General features: G+C 59.5%; 20 protein-coding genes and 2 pseudogenes. 14 read left to right on the top strand and 8 right to left on the bottom strand.

What is annotated here, in order from left to right:
• Positions 1 to 85: pseudogene (locus NKI10_RS29330) on the bottom strand (DNA-binding response regulator); the annotation flags it as partial.
• A 1,293-nt stretch (positions 86 to 1,378) separates the two neighbouring features.
• Here NKI10_RS29330 and NKI10_RS29335 point away from each other — a divergent pair.
• The 14 genes and pseudogenes from NKI10_RS29335 (at position 1,379) to NKI10_RS29400 (ending at position 13,405) form a co-directional block, all read left to right on the top strand.
• The gene (locus NKI10_RS29335) at positions 1,379 to 2,164 is read left to right on the top strand and encodes a type IV secretion system lytic transglycosylase VirB1 (protein ID WP_352515384.1); all 786 of its coding nucleotides are present in this window, start codon (positions 1,379 to 1,381) and stop codon (positions 2,162 to 2,164) included.
• A 74-nt stretch (positions 2,165 to 2,238) separates the two neighbouring features.
• Positions 2,239 to 2,544 (top strand): pilin major subunit VirB2, encoded by a 306-nt coding sequence (gene virB2, locus NKI10_RS29340; RefSeq protein ID WP_023673707.1) that lies wholly within the window; start codon positions 2,239 to 2,241, stop codon positions 2,542 to 2,544.
• The gene (locus NKI10_RS29345; protein ID WP_023679584.1) at positions 2,544 to 2,870 is read left to right on the top strand and encodes a type IV secretion system protein VirB3; all 327 of its coding nucleotides are present in this window, start codon (positions 2,544 to 2,546) and stop codon (positions 2,868 to 2,870) included. The genes virB2 and NKI10_RS29345 overlap by 1 nt, the downstream gene beginning before the upstream one ends.
• Complete coding sequence (gene virB4 / locus NKI10_RS29350) at positions 2,870 to 5,239, top strand: type IV secretion/conjugal transfer ATPase VirB4 (RefSeq protein WP_352515383.1); 2,370 nt, start codon at positions 2,870 to 2,872, stop codon at positions 5,237 to 5,239. The genes NKI10_RS29345 and virB4 overlap by 1 nt, the downstream gene beginning before the upstream one ends.
• A gap of 13 nt (positions 5,240 to 5,252) precedes the next feature.
• Positions 5,253 to 5,936 (top strand): TrbJ/VirB5 family protein, encoded by a 684-nt coding sequence (locus tag NKI10_RS29355; RefSeq protein ID WP_352652367.1) that lies wholly within the window; start codon positions 5,253 to 5,255, stop codon positions 5,934 to 5,936.
• 55 nt (positions 5,937 to 5,991) lie between these two features.
• A complete protein-coding gene (locus tag NKI10_RS29360) occupies positions 5,992 to 6,879 on the top strand; it encodes a type IV secretion system protein (protein WP_352515381.1) in 888 nt (295 codons plus the stop codon).
• Between the two features lie 27 nt (positions 6,880 to 6,906).
• Entirely contained in the window at positions 6,907 to 7,065 is a 159-nt protein-coding gene (locus tag NKI10_RS29365) for a type IV secretion system lipoprotein VirB7 (RefSeq protein WP_081726271.1), read from the top strand.
• Positions 7,062 to 7,775, top strand: a complete 714-nt coding sequence (locus NKI10_RS29370; protein ID WP_023785251.1) for a type IV secretion system protein VirB8 — start codon at positions 7,062 to 7,064, stop codon at positions 7,773 to 7,775. The genes NKI10_RS29365 and NKI10_RS29370 overlap by 4 nt, the downstream gene beginning before the upstream one ends.
• A complete protein-coding gene (locus tag NKI10_RS29375; protein ID WP_352515380.1) occupies positions 7,772 to 8,656 on the top strand; it encodes a TrbG/VirB9 family P-type conjugative transfer protein in 885 nt (294 codons plus the stop codon). The genes NKI10_RS29370 and NKI10_RS29375 overlap by 4 nt, the downstream gene beginning before the upstream one ends.
• Complete coding sequence (virB10, locus tag NKI10_RS29380; RefSeq protein WP_352515379.1) at positions 8,649 to 9,788, top strand: type IV secretion system protein VirB10; 1,140 nt, start codon at positions 8,649 to 8,651, stop codon at positions 9,786 to 9,788. The genes NKI10_RS29375 and virB10 overlap by 8 nt, the downstream gene beginning before the upstream one ends.
• The gene (gene virB11 / locus NKI10_RS29385; protein ID WP_352515378.1) at positions 9,772 to 10,812 is read left to right on the top strand and encodes a P-type DNA transfer ATPase VirB11; all 1,041 of its coding nucleotides are present in this window, start codon (positions 9,772 to 9,774) and stop codon (positions 10,810 to 10,812) included. The genes virB10 and virB11 overlap by 17 nt, the downstream gene beginning before the upstream one ends.
• Positions 10,813 to 11,530: 718 nt before the next feature.
• Positions 11,531 to 12,217, top strand: coding sequence for a response regulator (locus tag NKI10_RS29390; protein ID WP_352862503.1), 687 nt, complete (start codon positions 11,531 to 11,533; stop codon positions 12,215 to 12,217).
• Positions 12,218 to 12,394: 177 nt separating this feature from the next.
• Positions 12,395 to 13,069: pseudogene (locus tag NKI10_RS29395) on the top strand (IS6 family transposase).
• 171 nt (positions 13,070 to 13,240) lie between these two features.
• A complete protein-coding gene (locus NKI10_RS29400) occupies positions 13,241 to 13,405 on the top strand; it encodes a hypothetical protein (RefSeq protein ID WP_352862504.1) in 165 nt (54 codons plus the stop codon).
• Positions 13,406 to 13,996: 591 nt separating this feature from the next.
• Here the strand turns inward: NKI10_RS29400 and groL are convergent.
• The 7 genes from groL to bioB all read right to left on the bottom strand — a co-directional run bounded on the left by groL (position 13,997) and on the right by bioB (position 21,487).
• Entirely contained in the window at positions 13,997 to 15,661 is a 1,665-nt protein-coding gene (groL, locus tag NKI10_RS29410) for a chaperonin GroEL (RefSeq protein ID WP_286460910.1), read from the bottom strand.
• 65 nt (positions 15,662 to 15,726) lie between these two features.
• Positions 15,727 to 16,023, bottom strand: a complete 297-nt coding sequence (gene groES, locus NKI10_RS29415) for a co-chaperone GroES (RefSeq protein ID WP_019863563.1) — start codon at positions 16,021 to 16,023, stop codon at positions 15,727 to 15,729.
• Between the two features lie 431 nt (positions 16,024 to 16,454).
• Complete coding sequence (gene bioZ, locus NKI10_RS29420) at positions 16,455 to 17,438, bottom strand: 3-oxopimeloyl-[acyl-carrier-protein] synthase BioZ (protein ID WP_352862505.1); 984 nt, start codon at positions 17,436 to 17,438, stop codon at positions 16,455 to 16,457.
• Positions 17,435 to 18,700, bottom strand: coding sequence for an adenosylmethionine--8-amino-7-oxononanoate transaminase (locus NKI10_RS29425; protein ID WP_352862506.1), 1,266 nt, complete (start codon positions 18,698 to 18,700; stop codon positions 17,435 to 17,437). Before NKI10_RS29425 ends, bioZ begins: the two co-directional genes overlap by 4 nt.
• Positions 18,700 to 19,335, bottom strand: coding sequence for a dethiobiotin synthase (gene bioD, locus NKI10_RS29430; RefSeq protein ID WP_352862507.1), 636 nt, complete (start codon positions 19,333 to 19,335; stop codon positions 18,700 to 18,702). The genes NKI10_RS29425 and bioD overlap by 1 nt, the downstream gene beginning before the upstream one ends.
• Positions 19,332 to 20,483: an 8-amino-7-oxononanoate synthase gene (locus NKI10_RS29435; RefSeq protein ID WP_352445632.1), complete on the bottom strand. Its 1,152-nt coding sequence runs from the start codon at positions 20,481 to 20,483 to the stop codon at positions 19,332 to 19,334. The genes bioD and NKI10_RS29435 overlap by 4 nt, the downstream gene beginning before the upstream one ends.
• On the bottom strand, positions 20,480 to 21,487 hold the full coding sequence (gene bioB / locus NKI10_RS29440; RefSeq protein WP_502897596.1) for a biotin synthase BioB: 1,008 nt from the start codon (positions 21,485 to 21,487) through the stop codon (positions 20,480 to 20,482). Before bioB ends, NKI10_RS29435 begins: the two co-directional genes overlap by 4 nt.
• Between the last annotated feature and the right edge of the window lie 59 nt (positions 21,488 to 21,546).

The raw sequence follows: 21,546 nt of genomic DNA on the forward strand, positions 1-21,546 counted from the left end.
TTACCTTCAGGGCATGCATCGTGAGATACTCGGCGATGAGGCGCCGCATTGCGGCATCATCGTCAATGACAAGAACATGTTTCAACGGCACACCTTCAATCTTGAATCCCCTTGTCTAAACCTGTTGCCGAGCAACCCTGGGGCACCGACCCAGAACAGCTGCTCCTTGATACCACTCGCCGTTGCGTGCGGCCAATGTGAGGCCGTGCTCGTCCTGTTCTTTTCATCCCCAGCGAATTGACCGCACCAAGGCAGCCCGTGGCCACCAGACAGGTCCAAGCGCCGACATGACCCTGCCGTGTGGTCCTTCGCTTTTTCGATTCGAGCTCCCCCGTTGGTGCAGGCCTGCCAATATCGACTCAAGTTCGACCTCACGGATGCCAAGTTTCCTGCTATGCCCTTGCATCGTGGTCATCCTGGAGTTTGCGGACCTGGATCATCTCGATATCCTCCGGCTCGTGGATCCAGCTCGGACATGGTTGAGCAGCGCGGCGTTTGGCTTGATCGGAGAGGCGGTCGGCGGAAGAAGACCGTGATTCGCTGCAGCGGCCTTGTGCAAAATAGTGTGTCTCCTGCCAAGCCGGCTTCGTCCAAGGTGGCCGGCGGCCTCAAATGCTGTTCGGCGACCGGCAGGTCACCGGTTGCGGTGAACGTCCGGGCTAACATTTCTCAGTTACTGCAACTCCTCCATCCTGAGCGTGTCACTATGCTTGTCCATTGCGCCGTCGGACTCCGTCAATGACGTGCCGTTATCTGCCGATGGGACTGTGCATGATCCACCCTTTGGCGGCGGCGGCCGAACAGCTGAACGAGGCTCGCACCAGGATGGGCTGCGCCGCCACGTCTTCCCAGTTGACCCTCGCCCCCCCGCGGATTTGCGCCTTCGAGCCAGCTTCGCGGACGAGCTCGCGTCTCAAGCAATGATCTGAGTGTGCAGGGCCGCGCATGGCTGCTCTTTAAGCACCGGCAGCATACCGGCAAAGTTGGGCTGCTTTATCGCCTTCGTCGATTCCCCACGGTGATCCCGAGCCTGAACAAACCCGCCAAGCTCCCCATTTTGTCCTTGGCTTGGCGCTGACAGAAGTACCATCCATGACGCCGAAGTCGCGACCCACAGTCTAGGAGCAACGGACGGCCGGGACGAGCAATCCTGTACAGGAGTCATTGTACCAAGATGCTCCGGATGTCGCTGGCTGATCGGGCCCGCGCCACCCACGCATGCGCAAGATGCTCACCCAACTGATACGAACACGGTCTTTGCTTCAGTTGAAACCGAAAAGCTGAACTTGAACATCACACAGTAACAAACCTCCCCGATAAGCGCGTGCCGGACAGGGCCAGAACCCGTCCGGCGGCTTGGAAAGGTAGGTGATAGGGAATGTTTATTGCAGCTTGGCCGCTGGCCATCGTCCTGTTGACATCCATGTCACTCCCAGCCGAGCCCGCGCCACTTTCTCCGCGTGAGTTCCACAGCCTGTCGCGCAAATGCGCTCCCTGGGTTGCGCCGTCCACCCTCGCCGCGATTGCCAAGATTGAAAGTGGCTTTGACACGCTGGTGGCTCATGACAACACCACAGGTGAGCAGCTTCGCTGGATAGACCACCTGGCAGCCACGCGGGGCATCAAGGAACGCCTCGAAGCACAACATTCTGTCGATGTTGGATTGATGCAGATAAACAGCAAGAACTTTGCCATGCTCAATCTTACGCCGGAAAGGGCTTTCGAGCCCTGCGCCTCGCTTTCGGCTGCCGCCCACTTGCTTGAAAGCCGGTATGCCGGCGGCACCACTGCTGTGGCACAGCAACTGGCGCTTCGCCGTGCCATCTCGGCCTATAACACGGGCGACGTCACGCGTGGCTTCGCCAACGGTTATGTACGCAAGGTCGAGTCGGCCGCAAAGGACATCTCAAGTCTCCTTGAGCGAACGCTGGAGCCGACTGCTCGAGATGTGCCGCACCTTGAGGCACCCGGTCGGAAAGCCGTGCCGCCTCTGCTCCAGCAGAGCCAACAGGCCAATAGAAAGAAGCAGCCCAACCAAGATTCTTGGGACATTTGGGGCTCGTATCAGCCAGACCGCTCCGGGGCCGATCCCTCCGGTCCGACCGGCAGCCAGGCTGCGAAAGCACGGGAACCCGCGAACCCGAACAAACTCGTATTCGATTGAAACATGGAGATGCAATGATGACGCCACTCAAGATACTTCGTGCGCTTAAAACGCGTGTTCCTTCGCCTTTTTCCATGCTGCGCATGGCGGCTGAATATGTACCGGCCGCTGCTGCAGGCGCGGCGTGGACGGTCTTCTACAGCGGGCCAGCCGCGGCTCAGGTGACCGGAGGGACGGATCCTGCCAAGATGGTCCAGAATATCTGCACGTTCATCCTTGGCCCCTTTGGACAATCACTGGCCGTGCTCGGGCTCGTAGCCATCGGTATCTCTTGGATGTTCGGTCGTGCTTCACTTGGCCTGGTTGCGGGTGTCGTTGGAGGGATCGTCATCATGTTCGGGGCCAGCTTCCTGGGCAAGGCGCTCATAGGCGGTGGCTGATGAGCGACCGGTTGGAAGTGAGCACCCTCTATGTGGCGGCGACGCGCCCCGCACTGTTTCTGGGGGTGCCGCTGACGCTGGCCGGATTGCTCATGATGTTGGCTGGGCTTGTTATCATTATCCTTCAGAACCCGCTCTACGAAATCGTTCTCGCGCCACTCTGGTTCGGAGCACGGCTGGTTGTTGAGCGTGACTATAACGCGGCAAGCGTCGTGCTGCTCTATTTGCAGACGGCCGGCAGAAGCGTGGACGGGCCGGTCTGGGGAGGCGCAAGCGTCAGCGCCAATCCGATCAGAGTGCCGAAACGCGGAAGAGGAATGGTGTAATGTTCGGCGCCAGCGGCCGGACCGAGAGGTCTGGCGAGATCTACCTTCCGTATGTTGGTCACGTAAGCGATAAGGTTGTCCTTCTGGAAGACGGATCGATCATGGCCATGGCACATGTGAACGGTGTGCCCTTTGATTTGGAAGACGCTGAGATGCGCAACTCGCGCTGCCGCGCGTTCAACACTCTCTTGCGCAACATCGCCGATGACAATGTCTCGATATACGCTCATCTTGTGAGACACAACGATGTGCCGGCGCCGGCGCCGCGCCAGTTTCAAAGTGCATTCGCTGGCAGTCTGAGCGAGGCCTACGAGCGTCGTGTGCTGTCGGGAAAGCTCTTTCGCAACGATCACTTCCTCACTTTGATCGTGTCCCCCCGCACCGCAATCGGCAAGATCGGCTTGCGGATTGCCAAGTCCCGCAGACGGAATGAGCACGATCTAGCCACCCAAATACGGAGCCTGGAAGACCTCTGGCACATCATTGCTGGCGCACTCGGCGGTTACGGTCTGCGCCGGTTGGGCATTCGTGAGAAAGGCAACGTGCTCTTCACGGAAATCGGCGAGGCGCTTCGGCTCATGATGACTTGCCGGTTTCTTCCGGTTCCGATGGTTACCGGCTCACTTGGCGCCTCGATCTACACTGACCAGGTCATCTGCGGGAAGCGGGCGCTTGAGATTCGAAGGCCCGGGGATAGCTCCGTCGGATCGTTGTTTTCGTTCCGTGAATATCCGGCGACGACGCGGCCGGGCATGCTAAATTCCTTGCTGTCCGCCAACTTCCCGCTTGTCCTGAGCCAGAGCTTTTCCTTCCTCACTCGCCCACAAGCTCATGCCAAACTAAGCCTTAAGTCCAGCCAGATGACGAGTGCCGGCGACAAGGCTCTCACCCAGATCAATGAACTTGCCGAGGCAGAGGACGCACTGGCAAGCAACGAATTCGTGATGGGTTCGCATCATCTGAGCCTGTGCGTCTATGCCGACAGCCTCAATAGCCTTGCAGATCGCGCAGCAAGTGCCCGCGCACGGCTGGCCGACGCGGGCGCCGTTATCGTCCAAGAGGGCATCGGCATGGAGGCCGCATATTGGTCCCAACTTCCGGGGAACAACAGGTGGCGCACGCGCCCGGGGGCGATCACCTCACACAATTTTGCCGGGCTCGTCTCATTTGAGAACTTCCCAAGCGGTTCCAGTTCCGGCCACTGGGGCAATGCTGTTGCGCGCTTTCGCACAAACGGTGGAACTTCTTTCGACTACATCCCCCATGAGAATGACGTCGGCATGACGGCAATATTCGGGCCCGTTGGCAAAGGCAAGACGACGCTGATGACCTTTGTCCTCGCGATGCTTGAGCAAAGCTTGGTCGATCGCAATGGTGCGATCGTCTTCTTCGACAAGGATCGGGGTGGTGAACTGCTGGTGCGAGCCACGGGAGGGACATATCTTGCGTTGCGCAGAGGCGCTCCGAGCGGCTTGGCCCCTCTGCGTGGACTGGACAACACCTCCGCCTCTCGGGACTTTCTGCGCGAGTGGTTGATGGCCCTGATCGAGAGTGACGGCCGTGGTCCGATCTCGCCGGAGGAAAGCCGTCGGCTGGAACGCGGCATTGTTCGTCAGCTTTCGTTCGAACCCCCTATGCGCTCACTTGCGGGCCTGCGCGAGTTCCTATTGCACAGCCCCTCCGAGGGCGCAGGAGCACGGCTGCAGCGGTGGTGTAGAGGGGGGGCGCTTGGATGGGCCTTTGACGGCGACGTGGACGAAGTAAGGCTGGATGCCTCCATTACGGGCTTCGACATGACGCAGCTCCTGGAATATGAGGAGGTCTGTGCACCGGCCGCCGCATACCTTCTGCATCGAGTGGGCGCTATCGTCGATGGTCGTCGGTTCGTCATGAGCTGCGACGAATTTCGATTCTATCTACTCAACCCCCAATTCTCGGCCACTATCGACAAGTTCTTGCTCACGGTCCGCAAAAACAACGGCATGTTGATACTCGCAACGCAGCAGCCTGAACACGTTCTGGAATCGCCTCTCGGAGCTAGTCTCGTTGCGCAATGTATGACGAAAATTTTCTACCCATCACCGACGGCGGACCGCTCTGCGTATGTCGATGGCTTGAAGTGCACTGCGCAGGAGTTCGAGGCAATCCGCCAGGGAATGGCAATCGGCAGCCGCAAGTTTTTGCTCAAGCGCGATAGCGGGAGTATTGTTTGCGAATTCGATCTTGGGCAGATGCGCGAGTACGTAGCCGTACTCTCGGGGCGGGCCAACACAGTGCGCTTTGCCGACCAGCTTCGTAACCAGCACGGAGACGCCCCAAGTGGGTGGCTCGACAAGTTCATGGCCCGGTACCATGAAGTTCAAGACTGACGGAGGAATATTCATGAAACTTGCCAAACTTGCAGTAACGACCCTTGCTGCTTCCCTTCTGCTTCACGGACAGGCCCGGTCGCAATTTATCGTCACCGACCCTGGAACAGAAATACAAACGACCTTAACAGCGATTTCCAATGCGGCGATCCTTGAGAGGTCAATCGAGACGCTCGCTACCACGATCGAAATGGTGACAATGCTAACGTCGTCATTCGCTGTCACGGGACTGCTAAGCTCACTGAACCAAGGAAATCACTACCCGTCGAGCAATAAGCTGGAGGGGCAGATGTTTGATGCTCGGGCGCCAGCTTCGATTATGGCCCGTAACATTGCGCAGGACCCGAATCGGATAGTCAACGGCACCGATTCAGAAGCGAAACTGTTACAGGGACAAATCGCTGGGGCCGCCAATGCCGCAGCTATTGCAGCCGACACTTTGGGCATAATGGACAAGCGCCTTAAGGATAACGCCGGCACGCTTGGTCAGCTTTCCCGCTCGGGAAATATTATGCAGGCCACCGTGACCAACGGTCTGGTCCTCAAGCAGATTCACGATGCGATGATCCAAAATGTCCAGGCCACGAGTCTGCTGACGATGGCCACTGCACAAGGGAGCCTTCACGCCGCTGAGGAGGCTGCCACGCAGCGTCGCGAACATCGGGACACCGCTCGCATTTTTGACCCCCTCCCGTGAACGCTGAGTTCATCAGGCTCAGCTGCGCTGATCAGGGACACATCAGGCTCACGCCATGAATTTCAAAATTCCCGCGCCATTCACGACTATACACGCGATCTTTCATGGGGCCTTCACGTTGGGGCTGCACAAAGTGCTTGGAAAGATCCAAGAGGCGGTCAGTGCGCCTCTGGTGGCGTGTGTCACGCTTTGGATAATAATCCAAGGCTTTCTGGTCATGCGTGGTCAAGTCGATGCGCGCGGGGGTATCTCGCGCGTAATCATGGTGTCGATTGTCGTCGCCCTTATCTTAGGGCAGGCCAACTATCAGTTGTACATTGAAGCGCTCTTCGACGACACGATTCCGAGGTTGGCTCACGACATCAGTGGCAGCGACTTGCCCTTCACCGGAATCCCCCAGAAGCTCGATCTCATGTTTGCTTCAAGCCAGTATGTCTTTCAGCTGATTGCTTCCGAAATTGGGCCTATGAACGGCCAGGACATACTTGCTTTCGAGGGAGCGCAATGGATTTTCTATGGCGCGCTGTGGACAGCGTTCGAGATCTACGATGCCGTTGGAATTCTGACGAAGGTGCTCTTGACGATCGGCCCCCTGGTCCTTGTAGGCTACCTTTTTGACCACACTCGAGACATAGCCACCAGATGGATCGGCCAACTGCTCTCGTACGGGCTGCTGCTTCTCCTCCTCAACATCGTGGCAACGATAGTAATCGCTGCCGAAGCAGTCTCGCTGGCAGCCATGCTTTTGATGATCAAATTCTCGGGCACGACAGCAGCCAAGATCATCGGGCTTTACGAGCTCGACATGCTTTTCCTAGCTGGTGACGCTCTGATCGTCGCGCTTCCGACGATCGCCAGCAGCATCGCCGGCGGCTCTTGGGGAGGTGCGAACCGACCTCTTAACAGCCTCAATCGCCACTTTGCCAAAACGGCGGGTGGTTAATCAATCGACAAGCTCGGTGCCAAAAACATGAAATATTGCCTACTTCTGTCAATCCTCGCTTTGGCCGCCTGCAAGACAAGCCATGGGCTTGCGACGTGCGCGGGTGCCCCATTCCAACTGAACGTGGGACAATGGGAAACCACCCCTGAGGATCTTCGGGTCGAATGCGCGGAAGAGCCAAAGTGAAATTTCCTGAACATGCCCTTCTGGTGGAGAGAGAAACGCTAGCCGCCCACTATAAGAAGGTGGAAGCGTTTCAAACTTCACGAGCGAAGTCTGCGCGGCGCCTGTCAAAGGCCCTGATAGCCTTTGCCGCAGCGGCGGTCCTAGGAAATGTTGCCCAGGCATTTACCATCGCTGCCATGGTCCCGTTGGCCAAGCTCGTACCTGTGTTCCTCTGGGTCCGGCCGGATGGGACCGTCGACAGCGAAGTGTCAGTCTCTCGACTGCCGGCAACCCAAGACCGAGCCGTCATAAATGCTTCGCTGTGGGAATATGTACGCCTGCGCGAGGGGTACACAGCAGATACAGCCCAATACGCCTATGACCTCGTATCCAGTTTCAGCGCGCCGGCTGTGCGACAGCAATATCAAGATTTCTTCAACTATCCGAATCCCACCTCGCCGCAAGTCACGGTCGGCAAGCGCGGCAAGCTCGAGGTCGGGCATATTTCCTCAAACGACATCAGTCCGGACGTTCAACAGATCCGTTACAAACGTACGCTTGTTGTCGATGGGCAGATGCCGATAGTGACCACCTGGACAGCTACCATCCGCTACGAGCGCTTGACGGGTCTGCCTGGGCAATCGAGGCTCACCAATCCGGGAGGTCTACTCGTCACTTCCTATCAAGGCTCGGAAGATAGCGTATCGAACCTGGGCTATGTGCAGCCATGACAAAAAGAGCGTTTCTCGCGCTGGTCTGTTCACTCTTCTTAACGATGGAAGCGTCCGCGGAAGACACACCACTTGCCGGCAAGCATGATGCGCGCATGCGCTACCTGGCTTACCGTCCCGACGAAGTGGTGCGCCTGTCTACCGCAGTGGGGGCAACGCTGGTTGTCACATTCGCGGCCAACGAGACAGTCGCAGCCGTGGCCGTTTCCAATAGCAAAGACCTGGCTGCGCTCCCGCGCGCCAACTATCTCTTTTTTAAGGCTAGCCGGATGCTCCCGCCGCAGCCGGTCATCGTGCTGGCCGAGAGTGAGTCCGGTACACGGAGATACGTCTTCAGTATTTCAACGAGAGCGATGCCAAAACTCGATGAGCAGCAACCTGACCTATACTACAGCGTGCAGTTCACCTATCCTGCTGATGAGGCTGCTGCTCAGAGAAAGGACGCAGAAAGGCGCTCGATTCTTGGTCAGGCCCGGGCGAAAGTGCTGCACGACGAGAGAGTTCAGGATTTGTTGAATCGGCCCGCCGCAACTACCAGTCCGGACGAAAGCAATTTTCACTACGTCGCAAAGGGCGATCGATCGCTGTCGCCGCTGGAAGTTTTCGATAATGGCTTTACCACCGTATTTGGCTTCGCAAGCAATTCCCGCATACCCTCCCTCTACATTATCAATCCCGACGGCAAGGAAGCCGCTGCCAATTACACGGTCAAAGGGGACTATGTTGAAGTATCCGCAGTCGCCCGGGAATGGCGTCTGAGAGATGGCAATACGGTCTTGTCCATTTTCAACAGGGCTTATGACCCTGTGGGACGAGCGCCAGGGACCGGTACAGTGACACCCGACGTGTGGCGCGTTTTGAAAGGCTCGGCCGATGAATGAAACCGGCCCACAGTCGGGACATGATGTCCATGCCTCCGGATCGATGGTCTCGGAGCCGGCCCGCCGGCATGTTTCGGGACTGCAGAAGTTGGCCGTCGCTGCACTTGTTCTCATCTCATCTCTATCGCTCATCTGGCTCGGCGGTCGTCCCAGCACACAAGACGAGCCAACTCAGCCAAAACCTCCAATTGTCGCCGACGCCGAGCCATTCCGCCCCGTGCCGATTGAGATTGCTCCCGAAGCTCCAGCACCCGTACAGGCGGCGCAGGCAGGAGATCCTGCGCCATCTACGCCGCCTCCGGCGCCAGCTGATCCGCCGCCGGAGGAAACACCAATTTTCGCCTACAGTGGCAGCAGTCAAATGCCCAACGACGGTCAGCGGAGCGAAGACAACCATAGGGATGCTCCCGCAACCTCGGATGAGATTTCAGACGCTGGCGATCTGTCGGGGCGATTGAAGCCAGATATACAGGAGGCGAGCCGGGCCACACTTTTGCCGCACCCTGATCTCGTGATTACTCAAGGAACGATAATTCCCTGCATTTTGCAAACGGCAGTCGACACAAACTTACCGGGTTATGTGAAGTGCGTCTTACCTAAAGACGTCCGCGGCGCCACCAACAACGTGGTGCTTTTGGATCGCGGGACGACCGTGATTGGCGAGATCCAGCGTGGTCTCCAACAGGGGGATGCGCGTGTCTTCGTGCTGTGGACGCGCATCGAAACGCCTGACCATGCCCTCGTTTCGCTAGCATCGCCGGGCGCTGACGAGCTCGGCCGCTCCGGAATGCCTGGCACGGTGGATAATCACTTCTGGCAGCGCTTTGGCGGAGCAATGCTCATGAGCGTCATTCAAGGCGCGTTTCAGGCCGCCGGTCAAAACGCTGGCAGCTCAGGTGGAGGAAGCGGCATCAACAGCTTCCAGAGCAACGCCGGACAAGCCGTTGACACGACCCTTAGAGCAACGATCAACGTTCCGCCAACTCTAAAGAAAAACCAGGGAGATGCTGTATCCATCTTTGTGGCTCGGGACCTCGATTTCTCGGATGTATACGATCTTAGAGCGACCGCCGTGGCGCCAGCCCCCCAACATCGCGAACGCCGGAGAGACAACAATGCGACCGGAGGCTGACCCTCAATTGCGTTTGCTTCTCAACCCTGTTTTGAAATGGCTTGAGGAGCCAAGGACCGAAGAGGTCGCTATCAACCGGCCTGGGGAAGCCTTTGTCCGACAGGCCGGCGTTTTCACGAAACATCCGCTACCGCTATCTTATGACGATCTGGAGGACATCGCGATCCTCGCTGGAGCGCTGCGCAAGCAAGATGTCGGACCGCAAAGCCCCCTCTGTGCGACTGAGCTGCCGAACGGAGAGCGGCTGCAGATCTGTTTGCCGCCCGCTGTTCCCTCAGGAACAATAAGCCTGACGATACGGCGTCCCTCAAGTCGTGTGACCGAACTCAAGGAAGTTTCCTCTCGCTACGAATACTCGCGTTGGAATCAATGGCGGTCACGAAAGGAGCGTCAAGAGCGGCAGGACGAAACGATTCTTCAGCACTACGACAATGGTGACTTGGAGCAATTTTTGCGAGCGTGCGTTTGCGGGCGGCTCACGATGCTGCTTTGCGGACCTACTGGAAGCGGCAAAACGACAATGAGCAAGACTTTGATCAACGCTATACCCCCGCAAGAGAGACTGATAAGTATCGAGGACACGCTCGAACTTGCAATCCCGCACGAGAACCATGTCCGGTTACTCTATCCGAAGGACCGAGCAGGCGTAGGTGCGGTGACAGCCGAGCAACTGTTGCAAGCCAGCTTGCGCATGCGCCCTGATCGAATATTGCTTGGCGAGATGCGCGATGATGCTGCTTGGGCCTACCTTAGCGAAGTCGTCTCCGGCCATGCGGGATCAATATCAACGATTCATGGGGCGGATCCGGTCCAAGGCTTTAAAAAGCTCTTTTCACTCGTCAAGAGCAGCCCGCAAGGAGCTGCTGTGGAAGACCACACGCTTCTTGACCTGCTGTCGGCTGCCATTGACGTCATTGTGCCGTTCCGTACCCAAGGCGACGTGTATGAGGTGGGGGAGGTGTGGCTCGCCGCCGATGTCCGGCGACGCGGAGAGACAGTAGCCGACCTTCTTAACAAGCACTAAGGCTAGAGCACGTCGGGGATCGGTAAGTCGTTTGTGATACGATGGCGTAATTTGTTCAGATTGAACGTCCACTTTGATTTGAGGGAGGTGGATAATGGGAGGAGGACTGGGCGTAGACCTTCGGTCACAAGTCTGAAGTCTTCGGGCGCCCTGTCGGCGCGGCAAGTCGCGGCACGATTCGACTGGGTGTATCGAGCGCGTCCGCTGAATTGCGCGGGCGACGCTCACCGAGCTGGTGCCGATGCCTGCTTCAAAAGCGGCATCGACACCCGGCAGGTCGTACCCTTGATTTACGTAGCCGCGCTCAATGAAGGTCTTCAAAGCCGCCGAACGTGGTTCGGAATGACCGGTGGTAAATCGGGAAGTGCCATATAGGGAATCCTCCTGGTATTGCCTCCAGGGGGTCCTCTCAATGAACAAAGCCGCAACCTGCCCTTGCGACCTCAGCTGGAGTTTGCGACGCAACCCATAGGAGGATCGATGCGCAGAGAAATCGCAGGCAGAGTCGGTGGCATTGTGGGCTGGCCGACCGACGGTTTCAGCCCGTCAACAGGTCTTCACGTGTTCCATCCCCGACTATTGCAGGCGTGCGGCTTGCATGCTCCCGCGATCACCCATCGGAAAGAGCGTTACGAACACTACGAAGAGTTGCGCGATTTCCGCTGTCGCCCCGGTCTTACAGCGGACGGTGACCTGTCCGACCTTGATAGGACGTGAAATGCGAACGCTGCTCATTGATCATCATGTGGATCTTACGCGCGCTGTGCGAGTTGCGCTCGGGGATAGCGGTTTTGCCGTTGATGTAGTTGGGAACCTGGAACAGGCGTCGAGGGCATTTTGTTGCGCAACCTATGAAATTCTCCTGCTGGAGTTGGCTCTGCCAGATGGCGATGGCTTGGGCTGGCTGAGACAGCTAAGGAGCAACGGGCATTCAGTTCCAACCCTCATTATGAGTAGCATCAACGATCTCGAGAAGCGGATTGCAATTTTCAACGGTGGCGCGGACGACTTTCTGCTCAAGCCCGTCTCTTCCGATGAGCTCATCGCCAGAATGAGAGCCATTCTGCGCCGGTCGACACAGGTGACCGACCCCATCGTTGTATTTGGCAATCTCAATTTCGATCCGATCGGCCGACAGGTTTCCGTCTCGGGTCATCCTCTGAAGATCGCACGCCGCGAACTATGTATTTTAGAGCATCTGCTTATCCGTGCAGGCCGCATCGTGCCTCGTGCGCAGTTGGAAGATCACCTCTATTCGTTCAACGACGAGGTATCTGCCAACGCGCTTGAAGTCGGAATCTATCGCTTACGTGGACACCTGAGTAGGTCAGGTGCAACGCCACGTATCACGACCATGCGCGGCATTGGTTACATTCTTGAATTGACTGAGGCGGCATCCGCATAGTTGGTCTAAATTGAAAGAACAGACTGCCTGCCCGTCGTCAGGTTGAGCTTGTGGCCATAATGGACACCGCGGCCGCCCTTGACGATGGTGTCGGCATGCGGTTCGAACGGCTCTGTCGCAAACCTTTTTGTAAGCGAGCATGGCAAGAAAAACGCCTCAGCTGTGGAGGAGCACGTGATGTTCAAGGGCCGCCATTTCGACCAGTCGGTGATCCTGCTGTGCGTGCGCTGGTACCTGGCCTACACTCTGAGCCTGCGCGATCTGGAAGAGATGATGGCCTAACGCGTTGGAGGTCGACCACTCCACTGTGCATCGCTGGGTCGCCCACTTCTCGCCGCAGCTGCTGGAGCGCTTCAACCGGCGCAAGCGTGTGGTCGGCAGCAAGTGGCATTGGACGAGACGTACATCAAGATCCGCGGCGGTATCTCTACCGCGCTATCGACATCCTCGGCGATACGGTCGAGTTCTTCTTTAGCGAAAACCGTAACCAGGTGGCGGCCCAACGCTTCCTCCGCAAGGCGCTGACGCGCCATGGCCGGCCGGAGCGCATCGTCATCGACGGCAGCCAGACCAATTACGAAGCAATCCTTTCCTGCGACGCTGAAAGCCGGCTGCGGCAGCGATCGCGGCGACCGCTGAAGCCGATCCGCTCCACAATAGCCGGCATCTAAACAATCGGATCGAACAGGATCACCGGCGTATCAAGCCGCATTCGATCCATGCTCGGGTTCAAGTCGCATGCGAACGACGTGGTTATCCTCTCCGGCATCAATGATCCACATGATGGGCAAGCGACAGGCGAGGTATGCCTACAAGTCTGTCGATCGCTGTTGCGATATCCTCGCTGGCTGACGGACAGGCCAAAATGGCCGTTCACAACCCCATTTCAGGTTTGCGACAGAGCCTTTTGTCGGCGTTGCCGGCTTCGAGGGGCCGGTGCGCGCCGAGCGGATCAAGATCACCCCCGGCCACCTTGGTGCGGCCACTCGCCGAGTACGAAGCGGCGGCCGGAGGGAGCTGGTGATGACGACCCTAGATCATGACCTGCTGATCGCAATCCTGGATCGGCTGAAGTTGACGGTGATCCGCGACCAGCTCGACACGCTCATGTCGAGCAAGATCGCGCAGTTCCCGTTTGTCCGCGACGCTGCTGGAGCCCGGTTGCAAGGGCTGCCACAGATGGCCTGAACCTGAATCCGCCTTTCTTGAGGCGTTGCGACTATCATCGCGGCGACACGCAGCTCTTGATTTGTGTGCGAAATCCTCAGCAGATCCATCGGGCTGAGCCGCTCAGCAATATCAACGAGAATGTCCAGCGGCAGATCAAGGATACTCAGAGGAGGAAACGCTCTTGAGGCTCAGAGCGCGTCTGCTCCACTATAGATCAGGATGATTCACCGGGTCCTTCAACGCCAGCCGCCAGGTTCCGATGAGAGAATTGTCCCTGATATCACGCTCGATGGAGTTAAATGCCGAGATGGGCGCCTTGCCACGCTCCTCAATACCCCTCATGATTCACCGCCTATAGCTACCAACTGAATGAATCATCGTGATTGTCGCGCAGCGGAATCCTCAAGGATCGGGCAGTTCGTAGGGGGCGCCGGTTTGACCAGGTTGAGCCCGCGAATTGCTCGATCGGACAAGATCCTAATTCTCGACCATGCGGTGAGGCTCGAACGAGATCCTCGGGACGCACTCCAAGGTTTCGATCATATTCGGCACACAAGGAAAGGGCGGCATTGCTGCCGCCCTGTCCGCTGTAAGTTGATAGGGGCTGGATTAAAAATCCATACCGCCCATCCCGCCCATGCCGCCCATACCGCCGCCGCCCATGCCGCCAGGCATGCCGCCGCCAGCCGACTCCTTCTTGGGAGCCTCCGCGATCATGGCTTCGGTGGTGACGAGCAGGCCGGCGACCGAGGCCGCGTCCTGGAGAGCGGTGCGAACGACCTTGACCGGGTCGACGATACCCATGGCGATCATGTCGCCATACTCGCCGGTCTGGGCGTTGTAGCCGTAGGTCGCACCCTTGTTGTCAAGGATCTTGCCGGCAACGATCGAAGCTTCCGCACCTGCGTTCGAAGCGATCTGACGGGCCGGAGCCTGCAGTGCACGACGAACGATGTTGATGCCGGCAGCCTGGTCGGCATTGACGCCGGTGACCTTGATGTTGGCCGAAGCGCGCAGCAGTGCGACGCCGCCGCCTGCAACGATGCCTTCTTCCACGGCCGCGCGGGTCGCGTTGAGGGCGTCGTCGACGCGGTCCTTCTTTTCCTTGACTTCGACTTCCGTCGCGCCGCCGACGCGGATCACCGCGACGCCGCCCGCGAGCTTCGCCAGACGTTCCTGCAGCTTCTCCTTGTCGTAGTCCGACGTGGTCTCTTCGATCTGCTGCTTGATCTGGGCAACGCGGCCCTGGATCTCGTCCTTCTTGCCGGCGCCGTCGACAATGGTGGTGTTCTCCTTGGAGATCGACACCTTCTTGGCGCGGCCGAGCATGTTGAGGCCGACATTCTCGAGCTTGATGCCGAGGTCTTCCGAAATGACCTGGCCACCGGTGAGGATGGCGATGTCTTCCAGCATGGCCTTGCGGCGATCACCGAAGCCCGGCGCCTTGACGGCGGCGATCTTCAGGCCACCGCGCAGCTTGTTGACGACCAGCGTGGCCAGAGCCTCGCCTTCGACGTCTTCCGAGATGATGAGCAGCGGCTTGGAGGTCTGCACGACGGCTTCGAGAACCGGCAGCATGGCCTGGAGGTTGGACAGCTTCTTCTCGTGCAGGAGGATGTAGACGTCCTCGAGCTCGGCAACCATCTTGTCGGCGTTGGTGACGAAGTAGGGCGAGAGATAGCCGCGGTCGAACTGCATGCCTTCGACGACTTCCAGCTCGGTCTCGGCGGTCTTGGCTTCCTCAACCGTGATGACGCCTTCATTGCCGACCTTCTGCATCGCTTCGGCGATCATCTTGCCGACCGACTCGTCGCCATTGCCGGCGATCGTGCCGACCTGGGCAACTTCCTCGGAAGTCTTGATCTTCTTGGCAGCGTTGCCGAGAGCCGCGACGACTTCGGTCACGGCCAGGTCGATGCCGCGCTTCAGGTCCATCGGGTTCATGCCGGCGGCAACCGCCTTGTTACCTTCCTGGACGATCGACTGCGCCAGGACGGTCGCGGTCGTGGTGCCATCACCGGCGATGTCGTTGGTCTTCGAAGCAACTTCGCGGATCATCTGCGCGCCCATGTTTTCGAACTTGTCGGAAAGTTCGATTTCCTTGGCGACGGTGACGCCGTCCTTGGTGATGCGCGGTGCGCCGAACGACTTGTCGATGACGACGTTGCGGCCCTTGGGACCGAGCGTGACCTTCACCGCGTCGGCGAGGATGTTGATGCCGTGAAGCATGCGCTCACGGGCATCGCGGGAGAATTTTACGTCTTTGGCAGCCATTTTTTAGCTCCTGGCAGGGGCTTGCGATTCAAGCCCGGGAATTCAGTTGACGGTGAGGCCGATAATCAGCCGATGATGCCCATAATGTCGGATTCCTTCATGATCAGAAGGTCTTCGCCATTGAGCTTGACTTCGGTGCCCGACCACTTGCCGAACAGGATGCGGTCGCCGGCCTTGACGTCCAGCGGGACCAGCTTGCCGGCTTCGTCGCGAGCGCCGGAGCCGACGGCGATGATCTCGCCTTCCTGCGGCTTTTCCTTCGCCGTATCCGGGATGATGATCCCGCCGGCGGTCTTGGATTCGGATTCGACCCGGCGTACGACCACGCGGTCATGCAGCGGCCGGAAATTCGACTTTGCCATTTTTTGGATTTCCTTGGTGCGGATGTTGAACGGTGCTCCGTTGCCGGAGCATGCCTAGCACTCAGCCGAAGCGAGTGCTAACGCGGCAATGAGATAAGCCGCAGGCACCTGCTAGTCAAGACGGAAGAGCAAAGAGCAAAGAGAAAAGAGAAGACAGCAAAGAGCAGCCAGAAAAGAACGTGTAAGCATCGAGCCTTTTATGTGAACAATGTCGGGTATCCGACATATATGGGGCGGCTCACCCTTTGTAATTGAGCTTTATTCAGATGGTACGGTTGGTGCAACGGGTGTTGCATTTGAACTCATCCAGAGGCTCGCACGGGTCGTGCTGCGTCAGCTTGGTCATGTCGAGCTTCAGAAGGCCATTTTGGCATTGGTTCTGTTGCACCTATTGCCATTCATGACCAGTCCTGCGCGCGTGAGCCGGCCGACTAGATTCCAACCACGAGAGCGCCGCCGCTGAGACCCGCACCGGCCGCCGCCAGAAGGATTTTCTCTCCTGGCTGGAATGGCTTCATCTGGTTGGCGACCGAGAGCGACAGCGGGACCGTCGCGGCCGAAGAGTTGCCGTATTCGGCAATCGTCTTGACAATTGCTTGGTCAGCAATGCCGAGGTTTCTTCCGACCGCGCCGAAAATCCGAGTATTGGCCTGATGCGGCACAAACCTGCCGACATTGTGTGGCCGCACTCCCGCAGCGGCTAGCGCGGTTGTCGAGCAATCGGTCATCATCTCGACGGCCTTTGCGAATATTTCGGGCCCGTCGGTCATCGTCATCCGGGTCTGCCCGAGGTCGAGGTCGCCATGGAACGGCGTGTTGCTTCCTCCTGCGGGAATCTGGATCAGCCCGTAGCGCGAGCCGTCCGAAGCCACCGAGGCACCGAGAATGCCCCGATCAGCATCATCGCACTGACCGATCACCAGGGCGCCGGCGGCATCGGCGAACAAGACTGAGCTCGCGCGCTCGGCTGGATTGATGCGGCGGCTGAGAATGTTGGCGGCGATGACCAGCGCTGGTTTGCCATGCAGGCGGGTGAACCCGTCCGCAAACATGAGCGCATAGATGAAGCCAGCGCAGGCGCCGGTCAGATCGACCGCGCCTGCGCGGCCAAGGCCAAGCTTGTGTGCGACCAGCGGCGCGCTGGGCGGCAGAAGATGGTCGGGCGTCGAGGTGGCAAGCAACAGCAGACCGATGTCGTGGCGCGCAATACCGGCGTTCACCAGCGCCATGTCGCCAGCCCGGGTGGCAAGACCCGACAGCGTGTCTTCGTCCGTTGCCCAGAAGCGCGAACGGATTCCGGTACGCCTTTCGATCCAGCCCGGCTCGAGGCCGAGATTGCTCTCGATCTCGGCATTGGCCACCTTGCGCCCAGGCACGTGATGGCCAAGTCCGAGAATGCGCGACGACTTGCTCATGGCCTGGACCCGAAGCGTTCCCCGGCCTCCTCGATGGCGTCATAGACTCGTTCGAGCTCGTCGTCTGCGATGCAATAGGGTGGCAGAAGGTAGAGGACATTGCCGAGCGGGCGCACAAGCAGGCCGCGCTCGAGGAAGAAAGCGCGCAGCTTCGGACCAATCTCGGCGAGATAACCTGCGGAACCGGTTCGCAGGTCGAGCGCCGCGATCGTTCCCGTGGCTCGACAGCCGGCAAAATATGGATTGTCCCGAAAGCGTTGCAGCCCGACGGCCTGCATCACGCTCAAGGCCGTGATCCGCTCGGCCACTGGCTCGTCGCGCCAGATCTCGACATTGGCGAGTGCTGCCGCACAGGCAATCGGATTGGCGGTGTAGGAGCTCGAATGGAAAAACGTCTTCTTCCGGTCCTCGGAATAGTGCGCCCGGAAGATGGCATCGGTGACAAGCGTTACGGCCAGCGGGATGGTGCCGCCGGTCAAGCCTTTGGAGGTGCACAGGATATCTGGAGAAATCGATGCCTGCTCGCAGGCGAACATGGTTCCGGTGCGTCCCCAGCCGGTCATCACCTCGTCGGCGATCAGCAGCGTGCCGGAGGCCTCAGTGATCTTCTTCAATTCGGCCAGAACCGATGCTGGATACATCAGCATGCCGCCGGCGCCCAGCACCAGCGGCTCGACGATCAAGGCTGCGGCTCGTCGATCGCGGGTCACAGCCCGGAAACGATCCAGCGTCTCCTGCTCGTGCCCCGCGGCCGGAAAGGGGATGATGTCGACCTCGAACAGCAAGGGTTCGTAGGCGGCGTTGAACACGCCACGCGCACCGACGCTCATCGTTCCGATCGTGTCACCATGATAGCTGTGCTCCATGACGACGATGCGCGAGCGCGGCGCGCCGATGTTGCGGAAATAACCGAGCGCCATCTTCAGCGCGACTTCGACTGAGGTCGAGCCACTGTCGGAATAGAACACCCAGTCGAGTCCAGCGGGAGCGAGGCCGACAAGCGCCTTGGCCAAGCGCTCTGCCGGCTCGTGCGTGAAGCCCGCAAAGATAATCTGGTCGAGGCTCGACGCGGTTGTCTCGATTGCCTTCATGATCCGGGGATGACGATGGCCATGTGTGACGACCCACCAGGAGGAGATGGCGTCCAGGATGCGGGCGCCGTCGGCCCTGTGGAGATAGGCGCCCTCAGTCAGGACGATTTCGGGGATCGCAGGCTCGAGCGCGTGCTGGGTGAAGGGATGCCACACATGAGACTGCGACATCAGTCACCTCTAGCAATCGAGGCGAAGGCGAAGCCGGCAACCATTGCGTCCCTCAGTGTTTTGCCCGTCAGCACATCCAGGTGCGGCAGCCTGCCGAGCTGCGGCGCACCGCTGAATTCCACGATGGTCCGTTGCGTATCGGCCATCTCATCGCCGATGAAAGCGATGCCCGCCAACGGGATGGAGCGGGCGCGGAGCGCCTCGACCGAGAGCAAGGTGTGGTTGATGGTGCCGAGCGTGGTGCGGGCGCACAGAATAACGGGCAGCCGCCATTCAGCGAAGATGTCGATGAACCTTGTGCGCCGGTTGAGCGGCACCATCAGGCCGCCGGAGCCTTCGATGACGAGCGGCGTCGGTAGGACGGGAAAAGCAAGATCGGCAGCCTTGATCGCCACGCCGTCGATCTCGGCCGAACGATGCGGCGACAGCGGGCTCCGCAAGCGGTAGGCTTCCGGCAGCACGCGCTCTGAGGGCAAGCCGGCAAGCCGCGCGACCACCTCGCGGTCGGTCTCGCCGTCGAGGCCCGATTGCACCGGTTTCCAGTAAAAGCCGTCCAGCAAACCGGCGAGCCCAGCCGCAAACACGGTCTTGCCAACTCCGGTATCCGTTCCGGTGATGACAATGCGTTGGGTCATATCGCCTCCGGTGATGTTTGGGCCAACACCTCGACCAGCGCCTCGACCATGGCGGAAATGTCGGCTTCGCCAATATTGAGCGTCAGTGAGATGCGCAGCCGCGACGTGCCCTCGGGCACGGTCGGAGGACGAACGCCGCGTATGTCGAAGCCGCGGGCCTGCAGGCGCGCCGCCACTGCCATGGTGCGCCTGACATCGCCGATTACTAAGGGCTGGATCTGAGAGCCACTTGGTGTCACACCCCAGCGATTGACCAACCGGCCGGCGCTGGCGACGCGTTCATGCAGCTGAACACGCCGCATAGGCTCGTCGGCCAGCATTGCGAGTGCCTCGCGCGCCACGACCGCCATCAGTGGCGATGGCGCGGTCGCGTAGATGAATGGCCGGCAACGGTTGATCAGATATTCGCACAGTGCCCTCGGCCCGGTCACGAGCCCACCAGATGCGCCGAGCGCCTTGCCGCAGGTGTGGAGCACTATGATGTTGTCGCGGCCCTCAAAAGCGGCGGCAAGCCCCCGGCCGTCCGGTCCCCAGACGCCGGTGGCATGCGCCTCATCAATGACGATGAATGCGCCGTGCCGATCGGCAAGCGCGACCAGGCTCTCCAAAGGCGCGCAGTCGCCATCCATGCTGTAAAGGCTTTCAACCGCGATCCAGACGCATCCCATGCCGCCTGCGACGCGCCAACGTGTAATCGCATCCTCGACAGCGGTGGCGTCGTTGTGCGCGGCCAGCACGAACTGTGCGCGCCCGGCCTGCGCACCCTCATGCATGCTGGCATGGGCGAGCTCATCGAGGACCAAAAGATCGCCCTTCTGCGGCAGGGCGCTCAGCAGAGCGAAGTTGGCGATGTAGCCGCTGCCGAAGAACAGCGCGCGGTCGGCTCCAAAGAATGCCGCCGCGTCTGCCTCGAGCTGCTCGTGTTCCGGTGCATTGCCGCGCAACAGCCGGGACCCGGTGGCGCCAACCGGCGTGCCCCGCGCAATCGCCGCCACAACCGCATCGCCAAGTCTTCTGGACGCGGCCAGCCCGAGATAGTCGTTCGACGAAAAGTCCAGCCCGGCGCGGGGCGAAAGCGTCCGCAGCCGGTCCTTGCGCGCTAGGCCCTGCAAGGTCGCATCATAACGGGCAAGCGGCGCCCCGTTCATTGCGCCTCGAGTTCCATCGGATCGATGCCAAGGCGCCGGAACAGCAGGGTATCCTTGTCCTCACCTGGATTGTCCGCCGTCAGCAGCGTGTCGCCGAAGAAGATTGAGTTGGCGCCGGCAAAAAAGCACAGCGCCTGCATCTCGTCGGTCATCGCGGTGCGGCCGGCGGACAGACGGACATGCGATTTCGGCATCATGATGCGCGCCAGCGCGATCACGCGCACGAATTCGATCGGCTCAATGGGCTTGGCGTCTGCAAGCGGCGTGCCGGCGATCGGGATCAGCATGTTGATCGGAACGCTTTGCGGATGTTCCGGCAGATTGGCCAGCGTCACCAGCATGTCGATCCGGTCCACCGGCTCCTCGCCCATGCCGACAATGCCTCCACAGCAGACCTTGATGCCGGATTTGCGAACGTGCTCGAGCGTCTCGAGCCGCTCGGCAAAGCTCCGCGTACCGATGATCTCGCTATAGTAGCGTTCTGACGTATCGATGTTGTGGTTGTAGTAGTCGAGACCCGCCTGCTTCAGTCGCACGGCTTGCTCAAGATCGAGCATGCCGAGTGTCATGCAGGTCTCCAGGCCCAGCGCCTTGACGCCTTCGACCATCGCCACCACCGCATCCATGTCGCGCGCCTTGGGGTTTCGCCAGGCCGCGCCCATGCAATAACGGGTGGCGCCGGCATCACGCGCCTTGGTCGCTTCGGCGATGACGCGCCTGACTTCCATCAGCTTGGACGCCTCCAACCCGGTTTCGTGACGCGCCGACTGGCTGCAATAGCCACAATCCTCCGGGCATCCTCCGGTCTTGATGCTGAGCAGCCGGCTGAGCTGGACCTTGTTTGGATCGAAATTCTGGCGGTGCACCGTTTGCGCCAGGAAGAGGAGATTGTTGAAGGGGGCATGGTAAAGTGCCTGAGCCTTCTCCAAGGTCCACGCTCCAGGGTCAGGCGGGTCAGGGGATTGAGCCGGTGGCGATGTCTGCGTTGAACTTGCCGTTTGCATCTCCATGCTGTTCCTCCGGTATGACTTGCGGGTCTTTGCTATCTGACTATGATGATCGG

It is taken from the genome of Mesorhizobium sp. M0802 (assembly GCF_040320115.1).
Classification (GTDB): Bacteria; Pseudomonadota; Alphaproteobacteria; order Rhizobiales; family Rhizobiaceae; genus Mesorhizobium.

Bases quoted from the DNA above. Each gene is read 5' to 3' on its own strand.
- NKI10_RS29390 (WP_352862503.1), top strand. From the start codon at position 11,531: ATGCGAACGCTGCTCATTGATCATCATGTGGATCTTACGCGCGCTGTG.
- bioB (WP_502897596.1), bottom strand. From the start codon at position 21,487: ATGCAAACGGCAAGTTCAACGCAGACATCGCCACCGGCTCAATCCCCT.
- NKI10_RS29425 (WP_352862506.1), bottom strand. From the start codon at position 18,700: ATGTCGCAGTCTCATGTGTGGCATCCCTTCACCCAGCACGCGCTCGAG.
- NKI10_RS29335 (WP_352515384.1), top strand. From the start codon at position 1,379: ATGTTTATTGCAGCTTGGCCGCTGGCCATCGTCCTGTTGACATCCATG.
- NKI10_RS29435 (WP_352445632.1), bottom strand. From the start codon at position 20,483: ATGAACGGGGCGCCGCTTGCCCGTTATGATGCGACCTTGCAGGGCCTA.
- NKI10_RS29355 (WP_352652367.1), top strand. From the start codon at position 5,253: ATGAAACTTGCCAAACTTGCAGTAACGACCCTTGCTGCTTCCCTTCTG.
- groL (WP_286460910.1), bottom strand. From the start codon at position 15,661: ATGGCTGCCAAAGACGTAAAATTCTCCCGCGATGCCCGTGAGCGCATG.
- NKI10_RS29400 (WP_352862504.1), top strand. From the start codon at position 13,241: ATGACGACCCTAGATCATGACCTGCTGATCGCAATCCTGGATCGGCTG.
- NKI10_RS29345 (WP_023679584.1), top strand. From the start codon at position 2,544: ATGAGCGACCGGTTGGAAGTGAGCACCCTCTATGTGGCGGCGACGCGC.
- virB11 (WP_352515378.1), top strand. From the start codon at position 9,772: ATGCGACCGGAGGCTGACCCTCAATTGCGTTTGCTTCTCAACCCTGTT.
- NKI10_RS29375 (WP_352515380.1), top strand. From the start codon at position 7,772: ATGACAAAAAGAGCGTTTCTCGCGCTGGTCTGTTCACTCTTCTTAACG.
- NKI10_RS29360 (WP_352515381.1), top strand. From the start codon at position 5,992: ATGAATTTCAAAATTCCCGCGCCATTCACGACTATACACGCGATCTTT.
- bioD (WP_352862507.1), bottom strand. From the start codon at position 19,335: ATGACCCAACGCATTGTCATCACCGGAACGGATACCGGAGTTGGCAAG.
- NKI10_RS29365 (WP_081726271.1), top strand. From the start codon at position 6,907: ATGAAATATTGCCTACTTCTGTCAATCCTCGCTTTGGCCGCCTGCAAG.
- virB4 (WP_352515383.1), top strand. From the start codon at position 2,870: ATGTTCGGCGCCAGCGGCCGGACCGAGAGGTCTGGCGAGATCTACCTT.
- bioZ (WP_352862505.1), bottom strand. From the start codon at position 17,438: ATGAGCAAGTCGTCGCGCATTCTCGGACTTGGCCATCACGTGCCTGGG.
- virB2 (WP_023673707.1), top strand. From the start codon at position 2,239: ATGCTGCGCATGGCGGCTGAATATGTACCGGCCGCTGCTGCAGGCGCG.
- virB10 (WP_352515379.1), top strand. From the start codon at position 8,649: ATGAATGAAACCGGCCCACAGTCGGGACATGATGTCCATGCCTCCGGA.
- groES (WP_019863563.1), bottom strand. From the start codon at position 16,023: ATGGCAAAGTCGAATTTCCGGCCGCTGCATGACCGCGTGGTCGTACGC.